21 protein-coding genes and 1 tRNA gene are annotated in these 23,324 nt (G+C 68.9%); 12 read left to right on the top strand and 10 right to left on the bottom strand.

From position 1 onward, the window contains the following. Positions 1-16: 16 nt before the first annotated feature. Positions 17-625, bottom strand: a complete 609-nt coding sequence (locus AB0I34_RS02175) for a hypothetical protein (protein WP_360437918.1) — start codon at positions 623-625, stop codon at positions 17-19. A gap of 81 nt (positions 626-706) precedes the next feature. Between AB0I34_RS02175 and AB0I34_RS02170 the strand changes: the two genes are divergently transcribed. Then, positions 707-1,153, top strand: coding sequence for an Lrp/AsnC family transcriptional regulator (locus tag AB0I34_RS02170; protein ID WP_131362217.1), 447 nt, complete (start codon positions 707-709; stop codon positions 1,151-1,153). A 195-nt stretch (positions 1,154-1,348) separates the two neighbouring features. Here the strand turns inward: AB0I34_RS02170 and AB0I34_RS02165 are convergent, their stop codons facing one another. Continuing rightward, entirely contained in the window at positions 1,349-1,609 is a 261-nt protein-coding gene (locus AB0I34_RS02165) for a cell division protein CrgA (RefSeq protein ID WP_360437914.1), read from the bottom strand. 144 nt (positions 1,610-1,753) lie between these two features. Between AB0I34_RS02165 and AB0I34_RS02160 the strand changes: the two genes are divergently transcribed. After that, a complete protein-coding gene (locus AB0I34_RS02160; protein ID WP_360437912.1) occupies positions 1,754-2,491 on the top strand; it encodes a DUF881 domain-containing protein in 738 nt (245 codons plus the stop codon). A gap of 17 nt (positions 2,492-2,508) precedes the next feature. Next, positions 2,509-3,126, top strand: coding sequence for an aminodeoxychorismate/anthranilate synthase component II (locus tag AB0I34_RS02155; RefSeq protein ID WP_360437909.1), 618 nt, complete (start codon positions 2,509-2,511; stop codon positions 3,124-3,126). Positions 3,127-3,180: 54 nt separating this feature from the next. Here the strand turns inward: AB0I34_RS02155 and pknB are convergent, their stop codons facing one another. From pknB to AB0I34_RS02125, 6 genes are all read right to left on the bottom strand, one after another. Then, positions 3,181-5,001, bottom strand: coding sequence for a Stk1 family PASTA domain-containing Ser/Thr kinase (pknB, locus tag AB0I34_RS02150; RefSeq protein WP_360437906.1), 1,821 nt, complete (start codon positions 4,999-5,001; stop codon positions 3,181-3,183). Positions 5,002-5,116: 115 nt separating this feature from the next. Next, positions 5,117-6,568 (bottom strand): penicillin-binding transpeptidase domain-containing protein, encoded by a 1,452-nt coding sequence (locus AB0I34_RS02145; protein WP_360437903.1) that lies wholly within the window; start codon positions 6,566-6,568, stop codon positions 5,117-5,119. Continuing rightward, complete coding sequence (locus AB0I34_RS02140) at positions 6,565-7,962, bottom strand: FtsW/RodA/SpoVE family cell cycle protein (protein ID WP_360437900.1); 1,398 nt, start codon at positions 7,960-7,962, stop codon at positions 6,565-6,567. Before AB0I34_RS02140 ends, AB0I34_RS02145 begins: the two co-directional genes overlap by 4 nt. Next, positions 7,959-9,350 (bottom strand): protein phosphatase 2C domain-containing protein, encoded by a 1,392-nt coding sequence (locus AB0I34_RS02135; RefSeq protein ID WP_360437897.1) that lies wholly within the window; start codon positions 9,348-9,350, stop codon positions 7,959-7,961. The genes AB0I34_RS02140 and AB0I34_RS02135 overlap by 4 nt, the downstream gene beginning before the upstream one ends. Positions 9,351-9,360: 10 nt before the next feature. Then, on the bottom strand, positions 9,361-9,843 hold the full coding sequence (locus AB0I34_RS02130) for an FHA domain-containing protein (RefSeq protein WP_360437894.1): 483 nt from the start codon (positions 9,841-9,843) through the stop codon (positions 9,361-9,363). A gap of 10 nt (positions 9,844-9,853) precedes the next feature. After that, the gene (locus AB0I34_RS02125) at positions 9,854-10,672 is read right to left on the bottom strand and encodes a DUF3662 and FHA domain-containing protein (RefSeq protein WP_360437891.1); all 819 of its coding nucleotides are present in this window, start codon (positions 10,670-10,672) and stop codon (positions 9,854-9,856) included. 227 nt (positions 10,673-10,899) lie between these two features. Between AB0I34_RS02125 and AB0I34_RS02120 the strand changes: the two genes are divergently transcribed. The 4 genes from AB0I34_RS02120 (at position 10,900) to AB0I34_RS02105 (ending at position 14,698) form a co-directional block, all read left to right on the top strand. Continuing rightward, positions 10,900-10,983: transfer RNA gene (locus tag AB0I34_RS02120), tRNA-Leu, on the top strand. Between the two features lie 190 nt (positions 10,984-11,173). Continuing rightward, on the top strand, positions 11,174-12,004 hold the full coding sequence (locus AB0I34_RS02115; RefSeq protein WP_360437888.1) for a carbon-nitrogen hydrolase family protein: 831 nt from the start codon (positions 11,174-11,176) through the stop codon (positions 12,002-12,004). Between the two features lie 127 nt (positions 12,005-12,131). After that, positions 12,132-12,890: an ABC transporter ATP-binding protein gene (locus AB0I34_RS02110; RefSeq protein WP_360437885.1), complete on the top strand. Its 759-nt coding sequence runs from the start codon at positions 12,132-12,134 to the stop codon at positions 12,888-12,890. Further along, entirely contained in the window at positions 12,875-14,698 is a 1,824-nt protein-coding gene (locus AB0I34_RS02105; RefSeq protein ID WP_360437882.1) for a hypothetical protein, read from the top strand. The genes AB0I34_RS02110 and AB0I34_RS02105 overlap by 16 nt, the downstream gene beginning before the upstream one ends. On the opposite strand, the gene AB0I34_RS02100 is transcribed toward AB0I34_RS02105, so the two are convergent. Further along, positions 14,678-14,821, bottom strand: a complete 144-nt coding sequence (locus AB0I34_RS02100) for a hypothetical protein (protein WP_360437880.1) — start codon at positions 14,819-14,821, stop codon at positions 14,678-14,680. The two genes, AB0I34_RS02105 and AB0I34_RS02100, sit on opposite strands and share 21 nt — an antisense overlap. A 194-nt stretch (positions 14,822-15,015) precedes the next feature. Here AB0I34_RS02100 and AB0I34_RS02095 point away from each other — a divergent pair, with 194 nt between their 5' ends. Next, on the top strand, positions 15,016-15,993 hold the full coding sequence (locus AB0I34_RS02095) for a helix-turn-helix domain-containing protein (protein WP_360437877.1): 978 nt from the start codon (positions 15,016-15,018) through the stop codon (positions 15,991-15,993). 37 nt (positions 15,994-16,030) lie between these two features. Here the strand turns inward: AB0I34_RS02095 and AB0I34_RS02090 are convergent, their stop codons facing one another. After that, entirely contained in the window at positions 16,031-19,663 is a 3,633-nt protein-coding gene (locus tag AB0I34_RS02090; protein WP_360437874.1) for a S8 family serine peptidase, read from the bottom strand. A gap of 146 nt (positions 19,664-19,809) precedes the next feature. Here AB0I34_RS02090 and AB0I34_RS02085 point away from each other — a divergent pair, with 146 nt between their 5' ends. Genes AB0I34_RS02085 through AB0I34_RS02070 form a run of 4 tightly spaced genes read left to right on the top strand, consistent with a single transcriptional unit; the run spans position 19,810 to position 23,295 of the window. Further along, positions 19,810-20,607 carry a PrsW family intramembrane metalloprotease gene (locus AB0I34_RS02085; protein WP_360437871.1) on the top strand — a complete coding sequence of 266 codons (798 nt, stop codon included), beginning with the start codon at positions 19,810-19,812 and terminating at the stop codon, positions 20,605-20,607. Between the two features lie 33 nt (positions 20,608-20,640). Next, on the top strand, positions 20,641-21,267 hold the full coding sequence (locus tag AB0I34_RS02080) for a PAS domain-containing protein (protein ID WP_360437868.1): 627 nt from the start codon (positions 20,641-20,643) through the stop codon (positions 21,265-21,267). After that, complete coding sequence (locus AB0I34_RS02075; RefSeq protein WP_360437865.1) at positions 21,251-22,381, top strand: pyridoxal phosphate-dependent aminotransferase; 1,131 nt, start codon at positions 21,251-21,253, stop codon at positions 22,379-22,381. Before AB0I34_RS02080 ends, AB0I34_RS02075 begins: the two co-directional genes overlap by 17 nt. Continuing rightward, a complete protein-coding gene (locus tag AB0I34_RS02070) occupies positions 22,378-23,295 on the top strand; it encodes a hypothetical protein (protein ID WP_360437862.1) in 918 nt (305 codons plus the stop codon). The genes AB0I34_RS02075 and AB0I34_RS02070 overlap by 4 nt, the downstream gene beginning before the upstream one ends. Positions 23,296-23,324: the final 29 nt, after the last annotated feature.

The raw sequence follows: 23,324 nt of genomic DNA, 5'->3' as shown, positions 1-23,324 counted from the left end.
GGTCGCACTGTCGAAGCTACGCCGGTGACTTGATTCGGTCGATGGGTGCGGAGGGGACGCGGGTGGCGCGGCGAATGCGGGCCAGCATGAGGAGGCTGGCGAGGATGCCGGTGGCGCCCAGGGTGATCAGGCGAGGGTCCGTTTTCCACAGGCCGAAGGCGAACCAGCAGGACAGTTCGCCGAACACCAGGGCCCACGTGCCTTGGGAGATGCCGGTCGGGCGTGCGGTCCGGTACGCCGTCCACACTGACGGCGTGACCTGGACGATCGAGGCGGCGGCGAGCAAGGTGCCCAGGCCGATCCGTCCACCGACGGCCGCCGCGAGCACGAGCAGTCCCACCCAGCCGCAGATCCACACGATCGCGCGGCGGTTCACCGCGCCACGCCGTACCAGCATCACCGAGAGGGTGCCGGCCAGGATGGCCGCCCCTGTGGACGGCAGGCTCGCGGTCCAGTAGCCCGAGGCCATGAAGTACGCGAACCAGGCCGCGTTGTTCACACTCGTCAGCGTCGCCCAGGACCAGGAGACGCCGGCCGTGTCACCCGTGCCGCGGAGCTTGAGGAGTTGCGGCAGGTACTGCGGAATCCCGAAGCAGGCCGCGAGGATGGGCAGGAAATCCAGCATGGCGCAAGATTACTGCTGAATCGGCGACGATATCGTGCGAATTCATGCTCGCATCGCGGGACAGCGGTTAGGATCTGTGCCATGGACGCGATCGATCGCAAGATCCTTGCGGTGCTTCAGGCGGAGGGCCGGCTGACCGTCACCGAGCTCGCCCAACGGATCGGGCTGAGCGCGGCGCCCTGTCACCGGCGGCTGCGGGAGCTGGAGCGGTCCGGAGTGATCAGTGGATACCGGGCCGTCATCGATCCGGGTGCGGTCGGGCGCGGGTTCGAGGTGCTGCTCGCGGTCACGATGGACCGGGAGGAGTCGGTGGCCGGGTTCGAGTCCGGGCTGGCCGAGATCCCCGAGGTGGTGCATGCCGAGCGGCTGTTCGGGGAGCCGGACTACTTCGTCCGGGTGGCGACGGCCGACATCGGCGCGTTCCAGCGGCTGCGCGACGAGCGGCTGGCCCGGCTGCCCGGAGTCCAGCGGCTGACCTCGACGATCGTGATGAAGAAGGTGGTGGACAACCGCCCGCTGCCGACGTGAACGGTGTGGAAACTCATCCACTCAAACCTGACTTATCCACAGATTTTGCCGAGTTTCGGCCGGATTCGGTGGAGAAGTCGACGGTGAGCTGGGGACAACGTTGCCAAAACGGTGTGCACAACTGGGGATATGGATGTGGATAACTCCACTGCTGTGATTCCGGACAAGTCCGGTTCACCCGGTGGGATCAGTGCGTCAGACCCACTGGGTGGAGACGACGAAGCCGACGGCGATCAGGCCCATGCCGATCAGCAGGTTCCAGTTGCCCAGGTCGTCCATCAGCGGAATGCTCTGGCCGGCCACATAGAAGACGACCAGCCAGGCGAGCCCGAGCAGCCAGCAGGCGAGCATCACCGGCGCGACCCACACGCGGCTGGTGGTGCGCGGCTTCTTCGGCGTCTTCTCGACCTTGACCTTCTCGGTCTTCTTCTTGTTGCGACTGCTCGACTCGGGCACGGCTGAACTCCTTGTAAGGACGCATAAGCTGACCTCTGAGGCCAGGAGGCCCGGACCTGTCGGGTCCGGTCCGGGGTTAGCGTAGTGCAGACAGCAACATGGAGATCACAGGTGCGTAGGTTCAAGCGGATTTCGCTTTGGCGCGTGGGGGCACCCCTGGCGCTGCTGTGCGCCGGTCTGCTGTTCGCGACCAGCGCCACCAACGCCCGAGGCACCGACCTGCGTCCTTCCCGCAACACTACGCTCGCCGGGCTCGTGGAGGAACAGAGCCGGCGCAGCGCGAGTCTGGTCCGCCAGCACGCGGCGCTGACCCAGGACATCGAGAAGCTGCAGGAGCAGCAGGGTTCGATCGATCCGGCGCTGGCCACGAAGCTCCAGGACCTGTCCGAGGAGGTCGGGACCACGCCGGTCACCGGTCCAGGTCTGACGGTGACGCTGAAGGACGCGCCGTCCGAGGTGGTCAAGGAGAACCCGGACGTCGACGCTGACTGGTTGGTGATCCACCAGCAGGACATCCAGGCGGTGGTGAACGCGCTGTGGGCCGGTGGTGCCGACGCGCTCTCGATCCAGAACCACCGGGTCATCTCCACCACCGGGATCAAGTGCGTCGGGAACTCCGTCGTACTGCACGGTGTGCCCTACCTGCCGCCGTACAAGATCACGGCGATCGGTGATCGGCGGAAGCTGCAGAAGGCGCTCGACGACTCGCAGTACATCGAGAACCTGCAGGACTACGTGGTGAAGTTCCAGCTCGGCTACGAGGTGAAGAACGAGTCGTCGATCGCGATGCCGGCGTACGAGGGCACCCTCGACCTGCAGAGCGCGACCGTGCCCGGGTTCGAGCACACCCCGTCGGTCAGCCCGACGGCCAGCGGCCGCTAGCTGTCACAATGGTCCGCATGCCGCGGATCCTTGTCGTCGACAACTACGACTCCTTCGTCTACAACCTGGTGCAGTACCTCCAGCAGTTGCAGGCCGAGACCATTGTGCTGCGCAACGACGAGGTCACCCCTGACCAGGTCACCGAGTACGACGGAGTCCTGCTCTCGCCCGGCCCCGGTACGCCGGAGGAAGCCGGCGCCTGCGTGGACATCGTGCGGGACAAGGGTGGCGAGGTGCCGATCTTCGGCGTCTGCCTCGGCCTGCAGGCCATCGGAGTCGCGTACGGCGGCGTGGTCGGACGCGCGGACGAGTTGCTGCACGGGAAGACGAGCCAGGTGTTCCACGAGGGCGCCGGTGTGCTCGCCGGACTGCCGTCGCCGTTCACCGCGACCCGGTACCACTCGCTCGCGATCGCCGAGGACACCGTGCCGGACGAGCTGCAGGTGACGGCCCGGACCGACGCCGGTGTGATCATGGCGGCCCGGCACCGCGACCTCCCGGTCGAAGGCGTCCAGTTCCACCCGGAGTCCGTGCTCACCGAAGGCGGCCACCGGATGCTGGCCAACTGGCTCGCGATCTGCGGCGACCCCGACGCTGTCGCCCGCTCGGTCGGCTTGGCCCCCGTCGTCAGCTGACACCAACGCGAAAGGCCCCCGCCGAGGCGGGGGCCTTTGTGCGTTGTACGGCGGTCAGCCGCCGATCGTGATCCCCGGCGTGCCCGGGCTCTCCGGAGTGGACGGGGTGGTGCTCGGAGGGTCCGTCGGCTCGGGCTCCGTGTTGACGGTCAGTGTGATCGTCGAGCCCTTCGCGATCTTGGTGCCGGCCTTCTCGCTCTGCGCGATCACGGCGTCCGGACCGTAGTTCGGGTCGGTGCCGTTCTTGTAGCCGACCTGGAAGCCGAGATCCTTCAGCTGCTTGGTCGCGTCGTCCTGCGGCACGCTGACGACGTTCGGGACCTCGACCAACTCCTTGCCGCTGGACACGGTCAGGGTGAACTCGGCGCCGGACGGGTACGTGCCGTTCGGATCCGGGCTGACCGCGAGAACGGTGCCGGCCTTCTCGCCGCTGTCCTGCTTGACCGTGTCTTCCTTGACCTTGAAGTTCCCGGGCGAGCCCTCCAGCGCCTTGCGGGCCTGCGACTCGGACTTGCCGATCACGTCCGGCACCGGGAACGCAGCCCGGCCGGACGAGAAGACCACGGTGACGGTCGAGCCCGGGTCGGCCTGGGTGGCCGGCTCCGGCGTTTGGCTGAGCGCGAAGCCGCGGCCGACCGTGTCACTCGTCTGGTTCGGGCCCTGCGCGAACTTCAGGCCCTTCTCGGTCAGCGCCGCGGTCGCCTGCGTCGCCGTCATGCCGCTCACGTCCGGCACCTGGACCTTCGCCGGCGGAGTGTTCGCCGTACCGCCGTTGTCCTTGCCGAGGTTGGTGAACAGCGCGTAGGCGCCGACCGCGATCGCGACGATGGCCAGGCCGAGGAGGAAGTAGGCGAGGCCGCGGTTGCGCCGCGACCGGGAGTCCTCGAGGTCGTCCGGGTCGCCGCCGGGCGGCAGCAGGTCGTCGGCCGGACCCTGCCGGTACGCCTGCGTCGCCGCGGTCGCGGCCACGGTCGCCGGGATCGCCCGGGTCTCGGCGACCGACGCCATCGGCGCGGTCACCTGCTGTCCGGCCAGCACCCGGTGGATGTCCTGCCGCATCTCAGACGCGCTCTGGTACCGCTCCTCGCGGCTCTTCGCCAGCGCCTTCAGTACGACGGCGTCGACCTCCGGCGGGATGTCCGGGTCGAACGACGAAGGCGGCAGCGGCTGCTCCCGGACATGCTGGTAGGCCACCGACACCGGCGACTCACCGACGAACGGCGGCCGGCCGGTGAGCAGTTCGTACAGCAGGCAGCCGGTCGAGTACAGGTCGGACCGGGCGTCCACGGTCTCGCCGCGCGCCTGCTCCGGTGACAGGTACTGCGCGGTGCCGATCACGGCCGCTGTCTGGGTCATCGTGGACGAGGTGTCCGCGACCGCCCGGGCGATGCCGAAGTCCATCACCTTGACCTGGCCCTGCGGGGTCAGCATCACGTTCCCGGGCTTGATGTCGCGGTGCACGATGCCGGCCCGGTGGCTGTAGTCCAGTGCCTCGAGGACGCCGGAGGTGATCTCCAGCGCCCGCTCCGGCATGATCTTGCGGCCCTCGCGGATCAGGTCGCGCAGCGTCTTGCCGGTCACCAGTTCCATCACGATGTACGGGATCGTGACGCCAGAGCCGTTCGGGTCGGGCTCCTCACCGGTGTCGTACACCGACACGATGGTCGGGTGGTTCAGCGAGGCCGCCGACTGCGCCTCACGCCGGAACCTGGCCTGGAAGGTCGCGTCACTCGCCAGGTCGACCCGGAGCCGCTTGATCGCGACCGCCCGGCCGAGCCGGTTGTCGACGCCCCTGCGCACATCGGCCATGCCGCCGCGGCCGAGCGGTTCGCCCTCTTCGTACCGGCCGCCGACGAGACGTGCCTGCGATGTCATGACTCAGCCTTCCAACCCGTCCGGAAACACTCACTAGACTTGCCCACCGTAGCGGCCGCCACGCGTGGATCCCCGTGGGAAAGACGCACTGTCACGGCATCATTCCGTATGGTGCTCATTGGTTCAGCACCGCCTCCATGACGCTCTTCGCGATCGGCGCGGCGAGCTTGCCGCCGGCGATGTCGTCACGGGAGATGTTCGCCTTCTCGATCAGCACGGCGACCGCGACCTTCGGGTCGTCGGCCGGCGCGAACGCGGTGAACCAGGCGAACGGCGGCCGGTCCGGCGAGGTCTGCGCCGTACCGGTCTTGCCGGCCACCTGGACCCCGCTGATCCGGCCCGGCTTGCCGGTGCCGTTGTTCACGACATCGATCATCATCGTGGTCAGCTGGGAGGCGACCTCCGGCGTGACCGCCTGGTGCAGCGACTCCGGCTTGGTCTCCGACACCGTCTTCAGGTCCGCCGTCTTCACGTTCTGGACCAGGTAGGGCTTCATCACCTCGCCCTTGTTCGCGATCCCGGCCGACACCATCGCCATCTGCAGCGGGGTGGCCCGGACGTCGAACTGGCCGATCGCCGACTGCGCCGTCTGCGGCGGGTTCGGGTCGCCGGGGAACTGGCTGGCCACGGCGCCGAGCTCCGGCAACTGCTTCTCGCCGAAGCCGAACTTCGCCGCCTGGTCACGGAGGACGTCCGGACCGAGGTCCAGGCCGACACTGCCGAACGCGGTGTTGCACGACAAGCGCAGCGCCACCGTGAGGGTCGCGTTGTCGCTGCCGCCGCAGTTGCGGCGGTCCTCGTTCACCAGCGGCTGCGTGGTCTGCGGCAACGGCAGCTCTGCCGGCGAGTTGACCTTCGTCTCCGGCGTGTACTTCCCGCTCGACAGCGCGGCCGCCGCGGTCACCAGCTTGAACGTCGAGCCCGGCGGGTAGAGCTCCTTCGCCGCCCGGTTCGACAGCGGCTTGTTCGGGTCCGCGTTCAGCCTCTTCCACGCGTCGCTGACCTTGTCCAGGTCGTGCGAGGCCAGCTGGTTCGGGTCGTACGACGGCCGGCTCACCATCGCCAGCACCTTGCCCGTCTTCGGCTCCAGCGCGACGACCGCGCCGGTCTTGCCGGCCAGTCCGGCGTACGCCGCCTGCTGGGCCGCGGCGTTCAGGGTCAGTGTCACGCTGCCGCCCTGCTGCGGGCGGTTGCTGATCACGTCGATGATCCGGCGGAACGCCATCGACGGGTCCGAGCCGTTCAGCTCGGAGTTCATCGTCAGCTCGATCCCGCCACGGCCGTACAGGTAGGAGTAGAACCCGGTGAGCGGTGCGTACGTCGGTCCGGCCGGATAGGTGCGCTGGAACTTGAACCGGTCGTTCGACTGCTCGCTCTTGGCGATCGGCGTACTGCCGATCAGGATCGGACCGCGGTTCACCGAGAACTGCGAGTCGCGCACCCGGCGGTTGTCGTTGCGGCCGTTGAGCTCACCGGCCCGGAACGCCTGCAGGTACGTCGAGTTCGCCATCAGCGCGAGCATCAGGATGATCGCTGCCACGGCCAGTCGTCGGATCGCTGAATTCACTGCTTCTGCACCGCCATGGCGATCGTTTCGTCGGACACGGGAGCGGCCGGCGTCTGCGGCCGGCGTGCTTGGTCACTGATCCGCAGCAGCAGCGCGATGATGGCCCAGTTCGCGACCAGCGACGTACCGCCCAGCGCCATGAACGGCGTGGCCAGACCGGTCAGCGGGATCAGCCCGGTGACGCCGCCGACGATCACGAAGATCTGCAGGGCGAACGACATCGCCAGACCGGTCGCGATCAGCTTGCCGAAGATGTCGCGGCAGCCGAGCGCGGTTCGCAGGCCCCGCTCGATGATCAGCGTGTAGACCAGGATGATCGCGATCAGCCCGGTCAGGCCGAGCTCCTCGGCGAACGAGGAGATGATCATGTCGCTCTGGCCGTACAGCGTGATCTCCGGGCGGCCCTGACCGAGGCCGCGGCCGAGGACGCCACCCCAGGCCTGGCCCATCAGCCCGGTCGCGACCTGACCGCCGTCGATCGAGAACGGGTCGAGCCAGTCCTGGATTCGTTTGTGGACGTGTCCGAACATCTGGTAGGCGAAGAACGCACCGGCCGCGAACAGCAGGCCGCCGATGATCAGCCAGCCGGCCCGCTCGGTGGAAACGTACAGCAGGAACAGGAACAGACCGAAGAACAGCAGCGACGACCCGAGGTCGCTCTCGAACACCAGCACACCCAGGCTGACCGCCCAGGCGATCAGGATCGGGCCCAGGTCGCGTGCCCGCGGCAGGTCGAGCCCGAGGAAGCGGTGCCCGGCCAGCGTCAGTACGTCGCGCTTCACCACCAGATAGCCGGCGAAGAAGATGACCAGACACACTTTCGCGAACTCACCGGGCTGGAACGACATCCCGGCCAGCCGGATCCAGATCCGGGCGCCGTTCAGGTTCACGCCGAGTCCGGGGATCAGCGGCAGGACCAGCAGCACCAGACCGGCCAGCCCCGCGGTGTAGGTGAGTGCCTGCAGGCGTCTGTGATCTCTGATCACAAGGATCACCACGAGGAAGAGCACGATGCCGACCGCGGTCCAGGTGATCTGCTGCGGCGCGGCCGGTGCCTTCGGGGTCCGGCCGTTCGCCTCGGCGATCGAGGCCAGGCCGAGGTCGATGCGGTGGATCATCGCCACGCCGAGCCCGTTCAGCAGCACCGCGCACGGCAGCAGCACCGGATCGGCGTACGGCGCCCGGTAGCGCAGCGCGAGGTGGGCGATCAGGGCGAGCAGGCCGATCCCGGCGGCGTAGTACCCGGTGCTGGCCGGGACCTTGTCCTGCACGGTGATGCCGATGTTCACGTACGCCGCGACCGAGACGCCGACGGCGATGATGAGCAGGAACAACTCCACCCCGCGCCGGCTGCGCGGGATGATCTGGATGACCGACGTCGACGCGATGCTCATCGAACGCCGTCACAGTCATCGGGGTCCACCGGCGTACTCGGCGTGGTCGACGGTGAGGTCACAGGAACCGTGGCGGGAGGCTTCGGCGGCGTGGACACGGGCTTGCCGGTCGGCGGCGCCGTGCTCGGCCGCGGTGTCGTCGGCCGCGGTGTCGGGCTCGGGGTCGGCTTCACCCGCGCGCACTCGTCCGCGGTGTGCTGCAGTTCGCTGACGATCGCGTGTGCCCCGGCCAGGTCGTCGGCCTGGATGTTGGCCTCCACCTGCTCCCGGCTGTAGGTCGGCAGCTTGTCCACCTGCAGCGTCTGCCGCTCGTACACCGTCGACAGCGTCAGGCCCGGGAGGTCGCCTTCCACACCCTTGAAGATCGCCACGTAGTCGCCGTCAGTGCCGACGAAGTACTGCTTCTGGGTCCAGCTGTACGCGAACCAGATGCCGCCACCGATCAGGCCGAGAATCACCACGAGTACGGCGATCCGCCGCAGCCATGGGAACCGCTTCGGCGGTCTCGGGGCGTACCGCAGTTCCTCCGGGTCCAACGCGGTCGCATGACTGCCACCACCGTGGCCGCCACCCCGGACTGCCGTGGTCGGCTCGCCGCGGCCCGTGCTGCCTTGTGCCAGCTCGGCCGCGGCGCCGACCAGTTGCGGCGCCTCCCCGCTGACCGGCGGCGTCTCGATCACGTCCGCGACGACACAGGTGACGTTGTCGTTCGACCCGGCTTCCAGAGCGTGCGTGATCAGCTCGACGACCACAGAGTCCGGCGTACCGTCGGCCATCGAGGCCGCGATCACCTCGTCGCTCACGTAGTCGGGCAGGCCGTCACTGCACAGCAGCAGCCGGTCGCCGGCCCGGACGTCGAGCATCTCCAGGTCCGGATCGGAGTCGGGCCGGCCGTCCAGCACGCGCAGGATCAGGTTGCGGTGCGGATGAGTGAAGGCCTCCTCCTTGGAGATCCGGCCCTCGTCCACCAGCGACTGCACAAAAGTATGGTCGTGGCTCAGCTGGTACAGCTTGCCGTCCCGCATCCGGTACGCGCGGGAGTCGCCGAGATGAGCCAGCCCGAGCTGCTGCCCGTCGAACATCAGCGCGGTGACGGTGGAGCCCATCCCCTCGCGCTCCGGGTCTTCCTCGACCAGCTCGGACAGCCGCTCGTTGGCCCGGTGCACCGCGCCGGCCAGCGCCTCGATCATGTCCTCGCCGCTGATCTCCGGGCTGTCCAGCCGCCGGATCACCTGGACCGCCGCCGCGCTGGCCACCTCACCGGCCGCCGCGCCGCCCATCCCGTCGGCGAGCAGCAGCAGGTGCGGACCGGCGTACGCCGAGTCCTCATTGTTGCGGCGCACCCGTCCGACGTCGGACAGTGCTGCGTAGTCGAGCGACAGGGTCATCGAGGCAGGCCTACTTCGCGATGTTCAGCGTCGTCCGGCCGATCCGGATCGAGCCGCCGATCTCGGCCGGCACCGGGCGGGTCACCCGCTGGCCGTCCAGGTACGTCCCGTTGGTCGAGCCGAGGTCCTCGACCCACCACTGTCCCTCGGAAGAGAACAGCCGGGCGTGCCGGGTCGAAGAGTAGTCGTCATCGAGCCGGATCTGACAGTCCGAGCCGCGGCCGATGATCACCGGTTCGTCGACCAGGGTCGCGCCGACGCCTGCCTGGGGGCCGTCCGCGATCGTCACCGACCCGGGCAGGCCCTTGCGTTTCTTGGTCGGCTTGGCGGGCTTCGGTGTACGGGAGTTCTGCGGTACGACGGCGGCCGCGGCGCGGCTGTCCACCTTGGCGCCGAACAGGTCGGACCTGATCACGGACAGCACCGCGAGGACGAACATCCACAGCAGCGCCAGGAACCCCAGTTTGATCAGGGTCAGGGTCAGTTCCGACATGGAAGCTCAGTCACCACCCGCTGCTCGGCGGCTGGGCCATCGGCTCGTCCGCGAGACGCAGCGTCATGGTTGTGTTGCCGATCCGCACGGTCGAGCCATCGACCAGCTCGGCCTCGGTGGTCCGCCGGCCGTTCACCAGGGTGCCGTTGGTGGAGCCCAGATCGACCAGCACCACTCGGATGCCGCCGGGGCCCTCCGGCATCAGCCGGATCTCCGCATGCCGCCGGGAGACGCCGGGGTCGTTGATCTGGATGTCCGCGTCGGTACCGCGGCCGAGGACCACGCCGGGCGGGTTGACCGGGCGGCGCCGGCCGTTCACCTCGAGCATCACCTGGGGGTGACCGCGGCGAGGCTGCTGTTGCTGCGGGGGCGGTGGGCTGGCCGGGGTGCTCAGCACCGGGCCGTCGTTCGGCGGCACGTAGGGCTCCTGCGGGTAGGGCTGGGACCGCCGTTGCGGAGAACCGACGGTGGCACTGACCACCCGGAACTTACCGGTCGGGAGGCCGTCCTGCTCGGTCAGCTCGATCTCGATCGGGCCGGAGAACGTGTACCGCTGGATGTCGGCGTGGTCGCGCAGTTCGTTGGCCAGTTCGTGGTTGAGGGTCCGGCCGTAGGCGTTCAGGCGCTCGAAATCGCCCGGGCCGAGCTCGATCGTGAAGTGGTTCGGCACCAGCCGGCGGTCCCTGGACAGGATCCGCGCGGTGTTGTCGATCTCACGCTTGAGCGCCGCCGCCAGCTCGATCGGCTCGACGTCGCCCTTGAATGCACGCGCGAAGACACCGCTCACAATGCCCTCCAGGCGTCGCTCGAAGCGCTGCAGCGGTCGCACGCCTCCTCCTCCACGATCGGTCGCCGGCTGGTGCCAACGATCGTGCCTGCCGTCCGGCGCCCCCAGCAGGCAGGCACGCCGTACGCCGCGTCCACCGTCACGGTGGACACACCGGGTACGACGATCGATCGTATCGGGAGGTTCGACCGAACCCGCAATGTGAAGGTCCGCCAGATCCCGTGCTACTGTCTTCCTCGGTCGTGAACGACATCGTCGGAGCGACCAGCGCGCGGGTGGCGGAATAGGCAGACGCGCACGGTTCAGGTCCGTGTGCCCGAAAGGGCGTGGGGGTTCAACTCCCCCCTCGCGCACAAAGTCCCGGTCAACGACCGGGACTTTTTCAATTCCCAGACGGACTGTGGTCAACCCCTCAGAGCAACGGGGTTGCGGCGGGCTCGTGGTCGGATCCACGGAAGTGCTGTGGTCGACCCGCGCGGGCGTATCGCCGGAGGGGCCGTGGCGCTGCGTGGTTCTGTTGGTGCTGGGTGCGACTGTAGGGCGATGACGGGGATTCGGGTTGCGCTGGCGCAGCCGGGTATCAGTGCGGACGCGCGGGTGAACGGGAAGACGGTTCGGTCGTTGATGCGGAAGGCGGCGGCTGGGCGGGCGCGGTTGGTGCAGTTTCCTGAGGGTGCGTTGAGCGGGTATGCGAAGGAGCAGATCGCCGACTGGTCCCAGGTTGACTGGGATGTGGTCCGCGACGAGCTCGAGCGGATCATGGCGCTGGCTGCTGAGCTGCGGCTGTGGGTGGTGCTCGGCTCGGCGCATCCGTTGACGCCGCCGCATCGGCCGCACAACAGCTTGTACGTGATCTCCGACGCCGGCGAACTGGTCGACCGGTACGACAAGCGCTTCTGCTCGAACACCGAGATCAACCACTTCTACAGTCCTGGCTTCGACCCGGTTGTGTTCGACGTCGACGGCTATCGATTCGGCTGCGCGATCTGTGTCGAGATCAACTTTCCGCAGCTGTTCAGTCAGTACGAGCGTCTCGGCGTCGAGTGTCTGCTGCTGTCGGCGTACCCGGTGGATTCGGTCTTCGAGCTGAAGGCCCGTGCGTACGCCGCGATCAACTGCTACTGGGTTTCGATGTCGCTGCCCGCGCAGACTGTCGACCTGATGCCGTCCGGTCTGATCACGCCCACAGGCACGTACGCCGCCCAACTCAGCGGCAACTCCGGTCTCGCCATCACCACCCTGGACCGCGACGACCCCGCCCTGACTGTCCCGTTCCGGCACGCCCGCCCCTGGCGCGCCACCGCCATGAAGGGCGACATCTACCGCACCCGAGCCGTCGACGACCCCCGCTCCCGGGACAAGACCGCGCTCTGACCCGGTCCGAAAGGACGTAGGCCGTGCGGGGGACAACGGAGGTCGGTCCGGGGAATGACGACTGAGGCGCCCGTTGGGTGACAGAGTTTGACTTTTGAGGGGTGTGAGCTGGAAGGAAACTGGCGGTATGGAGAGTGCGGCGTTCGAGTTGGTCGGGCTGACCAAGGTGTTCGGCGAGGAACGGGCGGTCGACGGGCTGAGCCTGTCGGTGCCGACCGGGTCGTTCTTCGGGATGCTCGGGCCGAACGGGGCGGGGAAGACGACCTCGCTGTCGATGGCAGTCGGACTGCTGCGGCCGGATGAGGGCACGGCGCGGATCTTCGGGGTGGACGTGTGGGCCGAGCCGACCAAGGCGAAGGCGCTCGTCGGGGTGCTGCCGGACGGGCTCGGGATGCCGGAGCGGCTGACCGGGCGTGAGGTGCTGACGTACCTGGGCCTGCTGCGCGGTCTGCCCGAGGACGAGGTCCGGAGGCGTACGACGGAACTCCTCGAGGTGCTCGAGCTCGATCACGAGGACGAGAAGCAGGTGATCGGCTACTCGACCGGCATGCGGAAGAAGCTCGGCCTGGCCGTCGCGCTGCTGCACGCGCCCCGGCTGCTGGTGCTCGACGAACCGTTCGAGGCGGTCGACCCGGTGTCGGCGGCGACCATCCGGACCATCCTGAACAGGTTCATCGCCGGCGGCGGCTCGGTGGTGATGTCGAGTCACGTAATGGCGCTGGTCGAGCAGCTGTGCGACCGGGTGGCGGTCGTCGCGGCCGGCAAGGTTGTTGCCTCGGGCACCATTTCCGAGGTGCAGGCCGGTGGCAGCCTGGAGGACGCGTTCGTGTCGCTGGTCGGTGCGTCGACCCGGGGTGCGGAGGGCCTGTCGTGGCTCTCGGCCTGACCTACACCACCTCGCACACGCTGGTCCGGATGCGGCTGTCCTCGTTCCGGCATGCGCTCAAGGACCAGAACCGGGTCTCCTGGATCGGCACCGGTGCGTTCTGCGGCCTGGTACTCGCCGGTGGCACGATCTGGGTCGCGGCCCGCGGCGACAACGACGGACTGGTCGTCGCGCTCGGGATCTGGATGCTCGGTTGGGTGGTCGGTCCTCTGTTCGCCGGTGGCGGTGACGAGACGCTCAAGCCGGAGTACTTCAGCATGCTGCCGCTGCCGCCGCGCACTCTGTCGACCGGACTGCTGGTCGCCGCGGTCGCCGGTGTCGCGCCGGTGATCAGCCTGGTGGCCCTGCTGAGTCTGGTCGTCGCCGGTGCGCAGCTGAGCGTCGCAGCAGCACTCATCGCCTTGCCGGCCCTTGTACTGCAGCTGTTCTGCTTCATCCTTGCCTCCCGGCTAGCTGTCGCTGTGTACGGCGTACTGCTGCAGGTGCGATCGGGTGCCGTACTCGCCGCGGTGGTCAACGCGTTCATCCTGGCGTTCGCGGCCCAGGGCTGGGCGCTGATCGTCGCGTACGTCTCCACCGATCTGCAGGGCACCGTGGCCACTGCTGCGCGCATCGCACCGTCGGGCTGGGGTCTGGCCGCGGTCGAGGCCGCCGGCCGTGGCGATTGGCTCGAAGTGCTGGTGCCGCTGGCCGGCCTGGTCCTGCTCGCCGCTGTGATGCTGATCGCCTGGTCCGCACTCCTGGTACGCCGTACCACCGCCAGCCACATCAGCCACAAGATACGGCGACCACTGTCCGCCACCGGACCGAGCAGCGCGGCCGCAGCCAAGGAACTCCGCTCGTGGACGCGGGACCTGCTCTACGGTCACAAGGCCGTCTTCGCGGTCAGCTACGGACTCTTCTTCTGCCTGATGCCGCTCGCACTCAAGGCGACCTACATGCTGCCCTGGGCCGGTCCGGCGGCCGTCATCATGGCCGGTGCGATGGCCTCCAACCTGTACGGCGCGGACGGTACGGCGCTCTGGACGACGCTGATGACGCCCGGATCGGCCGGACCGGATGTGCGGGCACGCCAGCGCGCGTTCCTGCTCGTCTTCGGACCGCTCACCGTCCTGATCACCGTGCTCTTCACCTGGTGGGCAGGCGACGCCGGTGCCTGGCCGCTCGTGCTCAGCGTGATGCCGGCGCTCCTGGGCGGCGCGGCCGGTCTGATCGTGGCCTGCTCGGTGTGGGCCGCCGTACCGACGACCGACGCGCACAAGCGGTCCGGGAACCCGCTCAACTCGGGTGAGAACGAGGGCGAGACCGTGGGCCTCGTCTACGTGATGCTCGTCCTGGTGTCCGTGACCGCGGCACCCGCACTGGTTGTCGCGCTGTACTGGTCGTGGTGGGGCGTCCCGATCGGGATCCTCTCCGGCGTACTGGCGTGGTGGTACCTCGGCCGGCTCGCCATCACCCGGCTCGAACAGCGTGGACCCGAGTTGCTGACCCTGCTCAGGCACGGCCGAACCGTCGAGGAAACCAAGAAGAAGGCGCAGCTCGACGCACTGCCGAGGTGGAAGCGGACGACGGCCGGCTTCTGTCTCGGCTTCGGTGCCATCCCGTTGTTCCCGCAGGCGCTCGTACCGGCGATCTTCCTGCTGACCAACAACCAGGACACCAAGTCCTGGTTCCTCGCGCTCTACGTGCCGAGTCCGTGGCCCTGGCTGGTCATCGTGGGAATGGCCGCTCTCGGCCTCGGGATGTACGCGTACGGCGGGCTTATCTACTACAACGCGCGGAAGGCGTCACCGGCGGAGGCGGGGTAGCCCCGGCTTGGGAGTCCCCCGGTGGCGGGCGTTGGTGACGCTTCGGGCGCCCAGGACCATCCACAGGGCGAGGACGGCCGCGGCTACCAGGCCGGCGATTCCGGCGTAGTCGGTCAGACTCATGAGACTTCTCTTTCGAGGGCGGGCGGGTGCTCGGCGGCGGCGAGATCCGCGAACTTCTGACCGGAAGTGACGGTCCCTCAGCAAATCCGTGATGACACGGACGTGCCGTGGCACGGAACGGCCAGCGGGAACCGGCTCGCTTCAGCGTTGTAACGCCTGATTAGGTGGACTACCGCGCCGAGAGGGGGCCGCCCATGCAGGAAGGTTTGTTGCTTGATGCCCGGGAGGAGCAGACCTACCGCCTGCTGGTCGGGCTGTCCGCCGCCCGGTCCGCGGAGCTCGCCGAAGTCGCGGAGCTGACCCAGCACGAGGCGGCCGAGGTACTGCAGCGGTTGCAGGCGAAGGGACTGGTCGCGGCCACCGAGGTCGACGACCCGGTGTTCCGCCCGCTCCCGCCCGACGTGGCCCTCGGTACGACGCTGCTCCGCCGGCAGGAGTCGCTGGAGACGGCCCGCAAGACGGTGGCGGCGTTGAGCGAGGAGTTCCGCGCCAGTGCGAGCCGCCGCGACGCGCACCACCTGGTCGAGGTGATCGTCGGCGCGACCGCGCTCCGGGAGCGGCTGCGTGACCTGCAGGAATCGGCGCGCGAGGAGATCCTCTGGTTCTGCCGCGCCAACCCACTGGCGATGCAGGGCGCGGACAACACCGAGGAGTACGGCGCTCTGACCCGCGGCGTCCGGTACCGCGCGATCTACGAACGCGCCCTGCTCGAGACGCCGGGCGAACTCGACTCGATCGCCGAAGGGGTGAGCTGGGGCGAGGAGGCTCGCGCGTTGCCGACCCTCCCGGTCCGGCTGGCGATCGTCGACCGCTCGACAGCGGTCTGCCCGTTGGTCCGTGACGACGAACTGGGGATCGGCGAGCCGACGGCCGCTGTCATCAGCCGCGGCCAACTCCTGGACGCGCTGCTGGCGCTCTTCGAGAGCCACTGGGAGCAGGCGACACCGGTGAAGCTCCAGCGCGGCGACTCCGAGGAGTCGGAGGGTCTCGACGACAACGAGCGGTTCCTGTTGTCACTGCTGGTCGCCGGTGTGCCGGACAAGTCGATCGCGTCGCAGCTGGGCATCAGTCGCCGTACCGTCCAGCGCCGGCTCGATCGGATGATGGCGCTGGCCGGCGTCGACACCCGCACCGGCCTGGCGTTCCAGGCCGCCAAGCGCGGTTGGATCTGAGCGGGCCCGCCTCACCAGGCGGGCCCGCCCAGGACTATTACTTCACGCCGTAGGCGCGGATCACTGTCTGCGTGAACTTCGCGCCGTCCGGGCCGGTGGCCTGCACCTTCAGCGAGACGGTGTCGTGGGCGTTGGCGACCACGGCGACATAGTGGCCGAGGGCACCTACCACGAGGAGTTTCCGCCAGGTCTTGCCCTCGTCGAAGGAGGCCCAGGCACTCAACGTGGTTGACCGGGGTGCCTCGAAGCCGACGACATGCGTCCTGGCACCGACACGACCGGTCAGGTCGGTCGGGACCTTGTAGCCGACCTGCAGCAGCGGCAGCGGCGTCGCCTTGTCCTCCGCCTGCTTACCGGACCGGAACTCCCACGAGGTCTCCGTGTTCGTCGCCCAGGTCCACTCCCCGTCAGCGTCGATCCGCGAGGTGGCGAGGTCCAGCTTGTACGCCGCCGTGTCGCTGGAGGTGATCACGTCCTCCCACGCGTCCGGCAGTTCGGCGATCACCTGACCGTTGCGCGACAGCTTGGCGCCGGCCGAGCTGGTCTCGCCGATCGTGTAGTGCCCGTCCGCGTCCACGAACGACGGGATCCGCAGCGACAGCCGGTCGCCGGTCCGGCTCGACACCACACCCGGTGCGACGGCCGGGCGGACGACCGGACCGAACCATGTCTCGGTCGAGTTGCCGTTCTTGTAGGTGCCCGGCAGCGTGGTCATGCCACCGGCGAGCGGGTTCATTTCGTCCCAGGTGTAGAGGTGGTGCACCCGGTGCTGCCAGAGCGAGTCACCGGAGGTCACCCACTCCTCCCGCACCTTCGGCGTCTGCACGAACCGCTGCGAGTCGTTCCAGGAGTACTCCTGCCAGGGCCGCCACCCGAACCGCTGCTCCTTGGCCCAGTCGAAGCCGCCGTTGTCGGCGTAGCCAGTGGTGATCCGCGCGCTGTTGGCCGCGGTCACCTTGTAGTCGATCTTGCTCGGGATGGACCCGGTCGAGACCTGCTGGACGTCGTACAGGTACGGGCTCGAGGTGGTGAGGGTCAGGTCGATCGTGGCGTCGCCGCGCTCGGCCCGGTCGATCAGCCGGTGACCGTCCTTGAACGTGGTGACCATCGCCGGGATCGGTTCGCGGTCGCCGGTCGGGCGCCAGACGGTCCACGCCGACCAGTCCGCCGGCCGCACCAGGATCACCCCAGCGGCACCGGCCTTCGCGGCCGCCGCGATCTGGTCCTGCTCACTGCCGTCCTGACTCGAGTCCAGCACAGCCACCGCACCCTTCACTCCCTGGAACGAAGAGTCGGCGGATACGAGCGGGAACCGCTTCTTGCCTTCGTACGACGGCGACTGGTGCAGCAGGTTGATGTCCAGCGGTCCGGTGACACCGGAGACCGTGGCCTGCACCAGCGGCGCGACCAGTTGCCAGCGGGACGAGAACTCGAAGGTGCCGTCCTTGACCGGCTTGGTCGGGGTGACGCTGACTTCCTTGACCGTGCTGAAGTGCATGACGCCATGGCTGATCGAGCGGCCGTTGCCGTACTCGCGGTGCACGTAGTAGCTCAGCACCGCCTGCTGCTCGGACGGCTTCGGCGTCCGGATCGTGATCGGCACCGCCTTGCGCGCGTCGATCACCACCTCGATGTCCTTGCTCACCACGATGTTCGGGTCGGTGAACAGGCTGACCTTCTCGTCCTGCGGGTCGCCGTTCTCGACCAGCGAGTGCAGCAGGTACGTGCCCTCCTCGACCTCGGCGGTGTAGCTGGAGCCGTCCGGGATCCAGGCCAGTACGTCGGAGCGCGAGTTGTCGCCGTACAGCGAGATGACCGGGACGCCGGTGGGCTGTCCGTCGAGGCCGACCGCTCGCAGTGTGACGGTGTGCTTCGGGCCCTGCCGGAGCGCGCCGACCGCGGTGTGGGTGACGACGCCATCCGGGCCGGTGGCAACGATCCAGCCGCTGTGCAGGCCACGGTCGAGCTTGGCCGCGGTCAGGTCCACCGGTACGTCGCTGTTGCCGTGCGCGGGCACGGTGATGGTGGCGGGGAGGCCGAAGGCGTCGGTCTCCGGCTTGCCGGCGTCCAGGTTGCTCACGGCAACGGACAGGGCGAGCGTGACGGGCGCGTCCGAGTCGTTGCGGTAGTTGATGGTCCGGGTGGACGAACCGGTCGTCGTCTGCAGGCCGAAGTCCGCCACACCGGTGGCGAACACCTTCTGCGCAATCGCCCGGGTCAGGTCAACGCGACCGGCGCCCTGGGCGTAGACGCTCTGGTTCGGTTGGGTCTTGGCGGTGCTGACCAGCGCGTTCTTCAGCTGGTCGGACTTCCAGTCCGGGTGCTGTTGCGCCAGCAAGGCGGCCGCACCGGTCACGTGCGGCGCGGCCATCGACGTACCGGACGCAGCGGTGTAGAGCTCGTCCACCGGTGCACCCATGGCCGTACCGGCCGCCCGGGCGGCGATGATGTCCACACCGGGTGCGGTGATCTCCGGCTTGAGTCCGGCGTCGCCGAGACGCGGTCCGCGGCTCGAGAAGTCGGCCAGCCCGTCGTTCCGGTCCACGGCACCGACCGTCAGCGCGGACGCCGCGGCTCCCGGCGTACCGATCGTCTCGTCCGCTCCGTCGTTGCCGGCCGAGACGACGAACAGCGTGCCGGTCTGCGCGGTGATGTCGTTCACCGCTTGGCTGAGCGGGTCGGTGCCGTCGGTCGGACCACCGCCGAGGCTCATGTTGACGACCTTCGCGCCCTCGGCCGCCGCCCACTCCATCCCGGCGATGATCCAGGAGTCGTAGCCGTAGCCGTCGTCGCCGAGCACCTTGCCGACCAGCAGGTCGGCCTTCGGGGCGACGCCCTTCCGGGTTCCGCCCGCGCCGGCTCCGGAGCCCGCGATGGTCGCCGCGACGTGCGTGCCGTGGCCGAAGTGGTCCTGCGCGCCGGTCGGACTGCCGGAGAAGTCCTCGGCCTCCCTCACCTTGCCGACCAGGTCCGGATGCTGCGCGTCCACACCGGTGTCCAGTACGGCGACCTGGACGCCGGAGCCCTCGTAGCCGGCCTTCCACGCGTCCGGTGCGCCGATCTGCGGGACGCTCTTGTCGAGCACCGGCTTCACCTTGCCGTCGAGCCAGATCTTGCTGACACCGCTGCTCAGCGAGCGAGCACCGACCGCCGGAGCCAAGGACTTCCACAGCTCGGGCAGCTGGTCCTTGGCCGCGTCCACGGCTTCTCCACCGATCGACGAGAGCTGGCGGGTGGTCGTCGTACCGGCGAGTGCCTCAGACGCGCGGAGGCCCGGGGTGTACTTGACGATCAGCGGGAGTTGCCGGGCGGCAGAGTCGCCGTACCCGTCGGCGATCAGCTCGTCCACGTCGAACAGGTCGACGTCGAGGACGCCGGTGGAGACGTACGGGACGGCGTCGCTCGGCAGGACGCGGAGGCCGCCGTCGGCCTCGATGGTGTGGAACGAGACGCCTTCGCGGCCCGGCGCCGGGTGGACGCTGGCCGCCTTCCGGCCGCCACCGGCGTCGGTCACTTCGACGACGTCGCCGGTGATCAGGGTGACCGCACTGCTCTTCGGGCTGGTGTTCCCGGTCGGGGGTGGTGACGCGGCGGCGGCCGGGGTCACCGAGACCGCGCCGAGGGCCAGCACCGCTGCAAGGGTGGCAGCAGTGATCCGTGGTTGGGACATGATCGGATTCTCCTTCGAGAGGTTGGGGGCAGGACCACCTCTTCTTCCGACAGAGTTTGCAATCAGGTCACGGGAATCCGGCCTGTCCATCACTGCCGTCCCTGCGACATGGCGCAACCACGCCAGCACCCGGCACCATCGAGGTCATGACCGCACAGCAGGTGGCGCGTAGGTGGGCTTGGCTCGGCACGTTGCTGGTCGGCGCTGCGCTGTACGTTCTGGTGCTCGCCGTCTTCACCGACACCGGGAACCCGAATCTGTTCCCGACGCTGATCCTGCTCGGGGCCCTCGTCGTACCGCTGACGTTCGTGACGTTCGCGGCCGGCCGGTCCGGGCGCTGGCTGATCGACGGCCCGACACTCGGTGGCTCGCTGCTGTTCGGTGGCGTGGTCGGGGTGGTCGTCGCCGGCCTGCTCGAGTACGACGCGATGCGGCGGCTCGGGACCTTGCCGATGCTCGGGGTCGGGCTGATCGAGGAGGCGGCGAAGCTCGTCGTGCCGACCATCCTGGTGGTATTCTTCGGGCATCGCTACCGGACGTCGCTCGGGACAGGGATCGTCATCGGCGTTGCGGTCGGCACCGGCTTCGCCGTGCTGGAGACGATGGGGTACGCCTTCGTCGCGCTGCTGCAGTCCGACGGGAACGTCGGGGCCGCCGAGCAGACTCTGTTCATCCGCGGCCTGCTCTCCCCGGCCGGTCACGCTGCCTGGACTGGTCTGGCCTGTTGGGGACTCTGGCGGTTCGTGATCGTGCCGAGCGGCAAACACTTCGCGGGTTTCCTCGGCATGTACGCGCTGGCCGTCGCCCTGCACACCGCCTGGGACGGGATCGGCGGCTGGGTCACCTACATCATCGTCGGCGTGATCTCGATCGGCCTGCTGCTGTACGGCCTGAAGCGGGCGCAGCGGATGGACCAGGCGCGCGTTCCGGTCGCCGCCGGCTAGACAGGTTGTCCATGGTGGACCTATTGTCCACACGTGAAGCCGGATCAACTCGCACCGATCGGTGAGGCCCTGGCGCGGCTGCTGTCGCCGCACGCGGAGGTCGTGCTGCACGACGCCGTGACCGACGAGGTCGCCGGCATCTGGAACCCGCTGTCCGGCCGCGAGCCCGGCGAACCCTCGCTGCTCGGTGAGCTGGCCGAGCTGACCGCGACCGGCGAAGGTGTCTACGGCCCGTACCCGAAGACGCTGCCCGACGGCCGCCGGCTGTCGAGCGTCAGTGCCGTGATCCGCGACGACGACGGCAAACCGGCGTACGTCCTGTGCGTCAACGTCGACCGGACGGCTTTCGAGGACGCGAGTCGGCTGCTGGCGGCCTTCGCGGCGCCGGTGGCCGGCCAGCCGCGGGTGCTGTTCGAGCACGACTGGTCCGAGACGCTCAACGAGATCGTTGGTGCGTACGTCCGCGAGCGTGGCGCGACGGTCGACCGATTGAGCCGCGCGGACAGGCACGAGCTGCTCGGTCAGCTGGACGCCGCCGGCGTGCTGAGTCAGCGGCGATCGGTTCCGGCCGTTGCTCGCGCCCTGCGGATCTCCCGTTCCGCGCTCTATCAACTGCTCGCCGAGGCCCGGAAGGAGCCCGCCGATGCCGACCCTGCCTGACTTCCGGTTGGAGACCTACTTCGCGCAGTGGGAGTTCAGTGCGCGGCACCACCTGACGGCCTCGGACGCGCAGACGTTGTCACTGGCCGAGCTGCTCGCGCTGGCCGACGACGACGGCCGGGAGCGGTGGGAGTCGCTGGCCCTCGGCTACACCAAGACGCGCGGACTGCCTGCGCTCCGGGAGGAGATCGCCGCGACGTACGAGCACGCCGAGGCGGACGACGTACTGTGCTTCGCCGGCGCCGAGGAGGCGCTCTACCTGGCGATGCGAGCGCTGCTCGAGCCGACGGATCACGCGGTCGTGCTGACCCCGAACTACCAGGCTGCCGAGACCGTCCCGCTGTCGGTGTGCGAGGTCAGCGGTGTCGCGCTGCGGCCCGAGGACGGCTGGGCGCTGGACGTCGACGCGATCGAGCGTGCACTCCGGCCGAACACCCGGATGGTGTCGGTGAACTTCCCGAACAACCCGACCGGGGCGGTCCCGTCCCTCGACAGCTGGTACCAATTGGTGCGCCTGTGCGACGAGCGTGGGATCACACTGTTCAGCGACGAGGTGTACCGCGGGCTGGAACTCTCCGCACCATCGTTGCCACAAGCAACAGACCTGTCCGGTACGGCGCTCTCGCTGAACGTGATGTCGAAGGCGTACGGGCTACCCGGCCTGCGGATCGGCTGGATCGCCTGCCGGGATCGGAGCGTGCTGGACAAGCTCGAGCGCGCCAAGCACTACACCACGATCTGCAACTCCGCCCCCAGCGAGGTGCTCGCACTGATCGCACTGCGGGCCCGCGAGCAAGTGCTCGGCCGCAACCGCGGCATCGTCGCGGAGAACCTGCCGGTGTTCACCGAGTTCTTCGCGCGCTGTCCCGAGTTGTTCGAGTTCGCCGCACCGGACGGCGGCTGTGTCTGCTTCCCGCGCTACCTCGGTGCGGACGGTGTCGAGGCCATGTGCACTGAGCTCGTCGAGCAGGTCGGCGTACTGCTGCTGCCGTCGAGCATCTACAGCTCGGCGCTGACCGAGACCCCGACCGACCGCTTCCGGGTCGGCATCGGGCGGAGTGATCCCGGTGAGGCCTTGGCCGTGTGGGGCGACTGGTTGGAGAAGCGCGGATGACGTTGCCTATGATCGGTCTGGCGGAGATAACGCGCGTCGCCACGCCGGAGCTTGTGTTCGGCGCGGTTCGCGATGCGCTGATCGCCCACGCCGAGGGTCGTACGTCGGTCCCGGCTCCGATGGTGCTGGACTTCCCGGAGCATGCCGGCGACTGCCACGTGAAGGCCGGGTACGTCGACGGTTCGCCGTACTTCGTGGTGAAGATCGCCAGCACGTTCGCCTCGGTCAACAACGGGCTGATGCTCGTCGTCGACGCAACGAACGGCGCTCCCGCCGCGGTGCTCGCCGACGAAGGCCTGCTGACCGCGTGGCGTACGGCGGCCGCCGGAGCGCTGATCACCGATGCGATGACACCAGCCGACGTGGATGAGGTCGCCGTCCTCGGAACCGGCGAGCAGGCGCGGATGCAGGTGCGATGGTTGTGCGAGCTGCGCCCGCTGCGCCGGGTCAAGGTGTGGGGGCGTCGCCCCGAGGCTGTCGATGCACTCTGCGCGGTCTTCGCCGAGGACGGCCTGGACGCGCGGCCCGACGCCCTGGATAGCGCGGCATGCGTGATCGCGACGACCGCTGCTCGGGAGCCGTTGCCGGCCGAGGCGTTCCGGTCCGCGGTGCACGTGACCGGGATCGGGACCGACATGCCCGGGAAGGGTGAGTTGCCGGTCGAGGTGTTCGCGGGAGCGCTCATCGCCACCGACGACCACGCGCAGTGCCTCGATCACGGTGACTTCGGGAACGCCGTACGGGCCGGTGTCGTGGGCAACGACGTCGACCTGGCGGTCGGCGCCGTACTGCGGGACGGCGTGGATCGGAGCCGCCGGTCGGTGGCCGATCTGACCGGGATCGGTGCGGCCGACGCCGCGGTGGCGAGCGCCGTACTGGCCAAGGTCACTGCCGGGTCAGTTTCCCGTCAGTAGGGTGAGACGGCCGCGCTGAGGCATGGACA

Source organism: Kribbella sp. NPDC050281, from assembly GCF_040655855.1.
In the GTDB taxonomy this organism is placed as follows: domain Bacteria; phylum Actinomycetota; class Actinomycetes; order Propionibacteriales; family Kribbellaceae; genus Kribbella.
The sequence above is the reverse complement of the archived record's forward strand: the minus strand, read 5'-3'. Positions and strand labels throughout refer to the sequence as shown.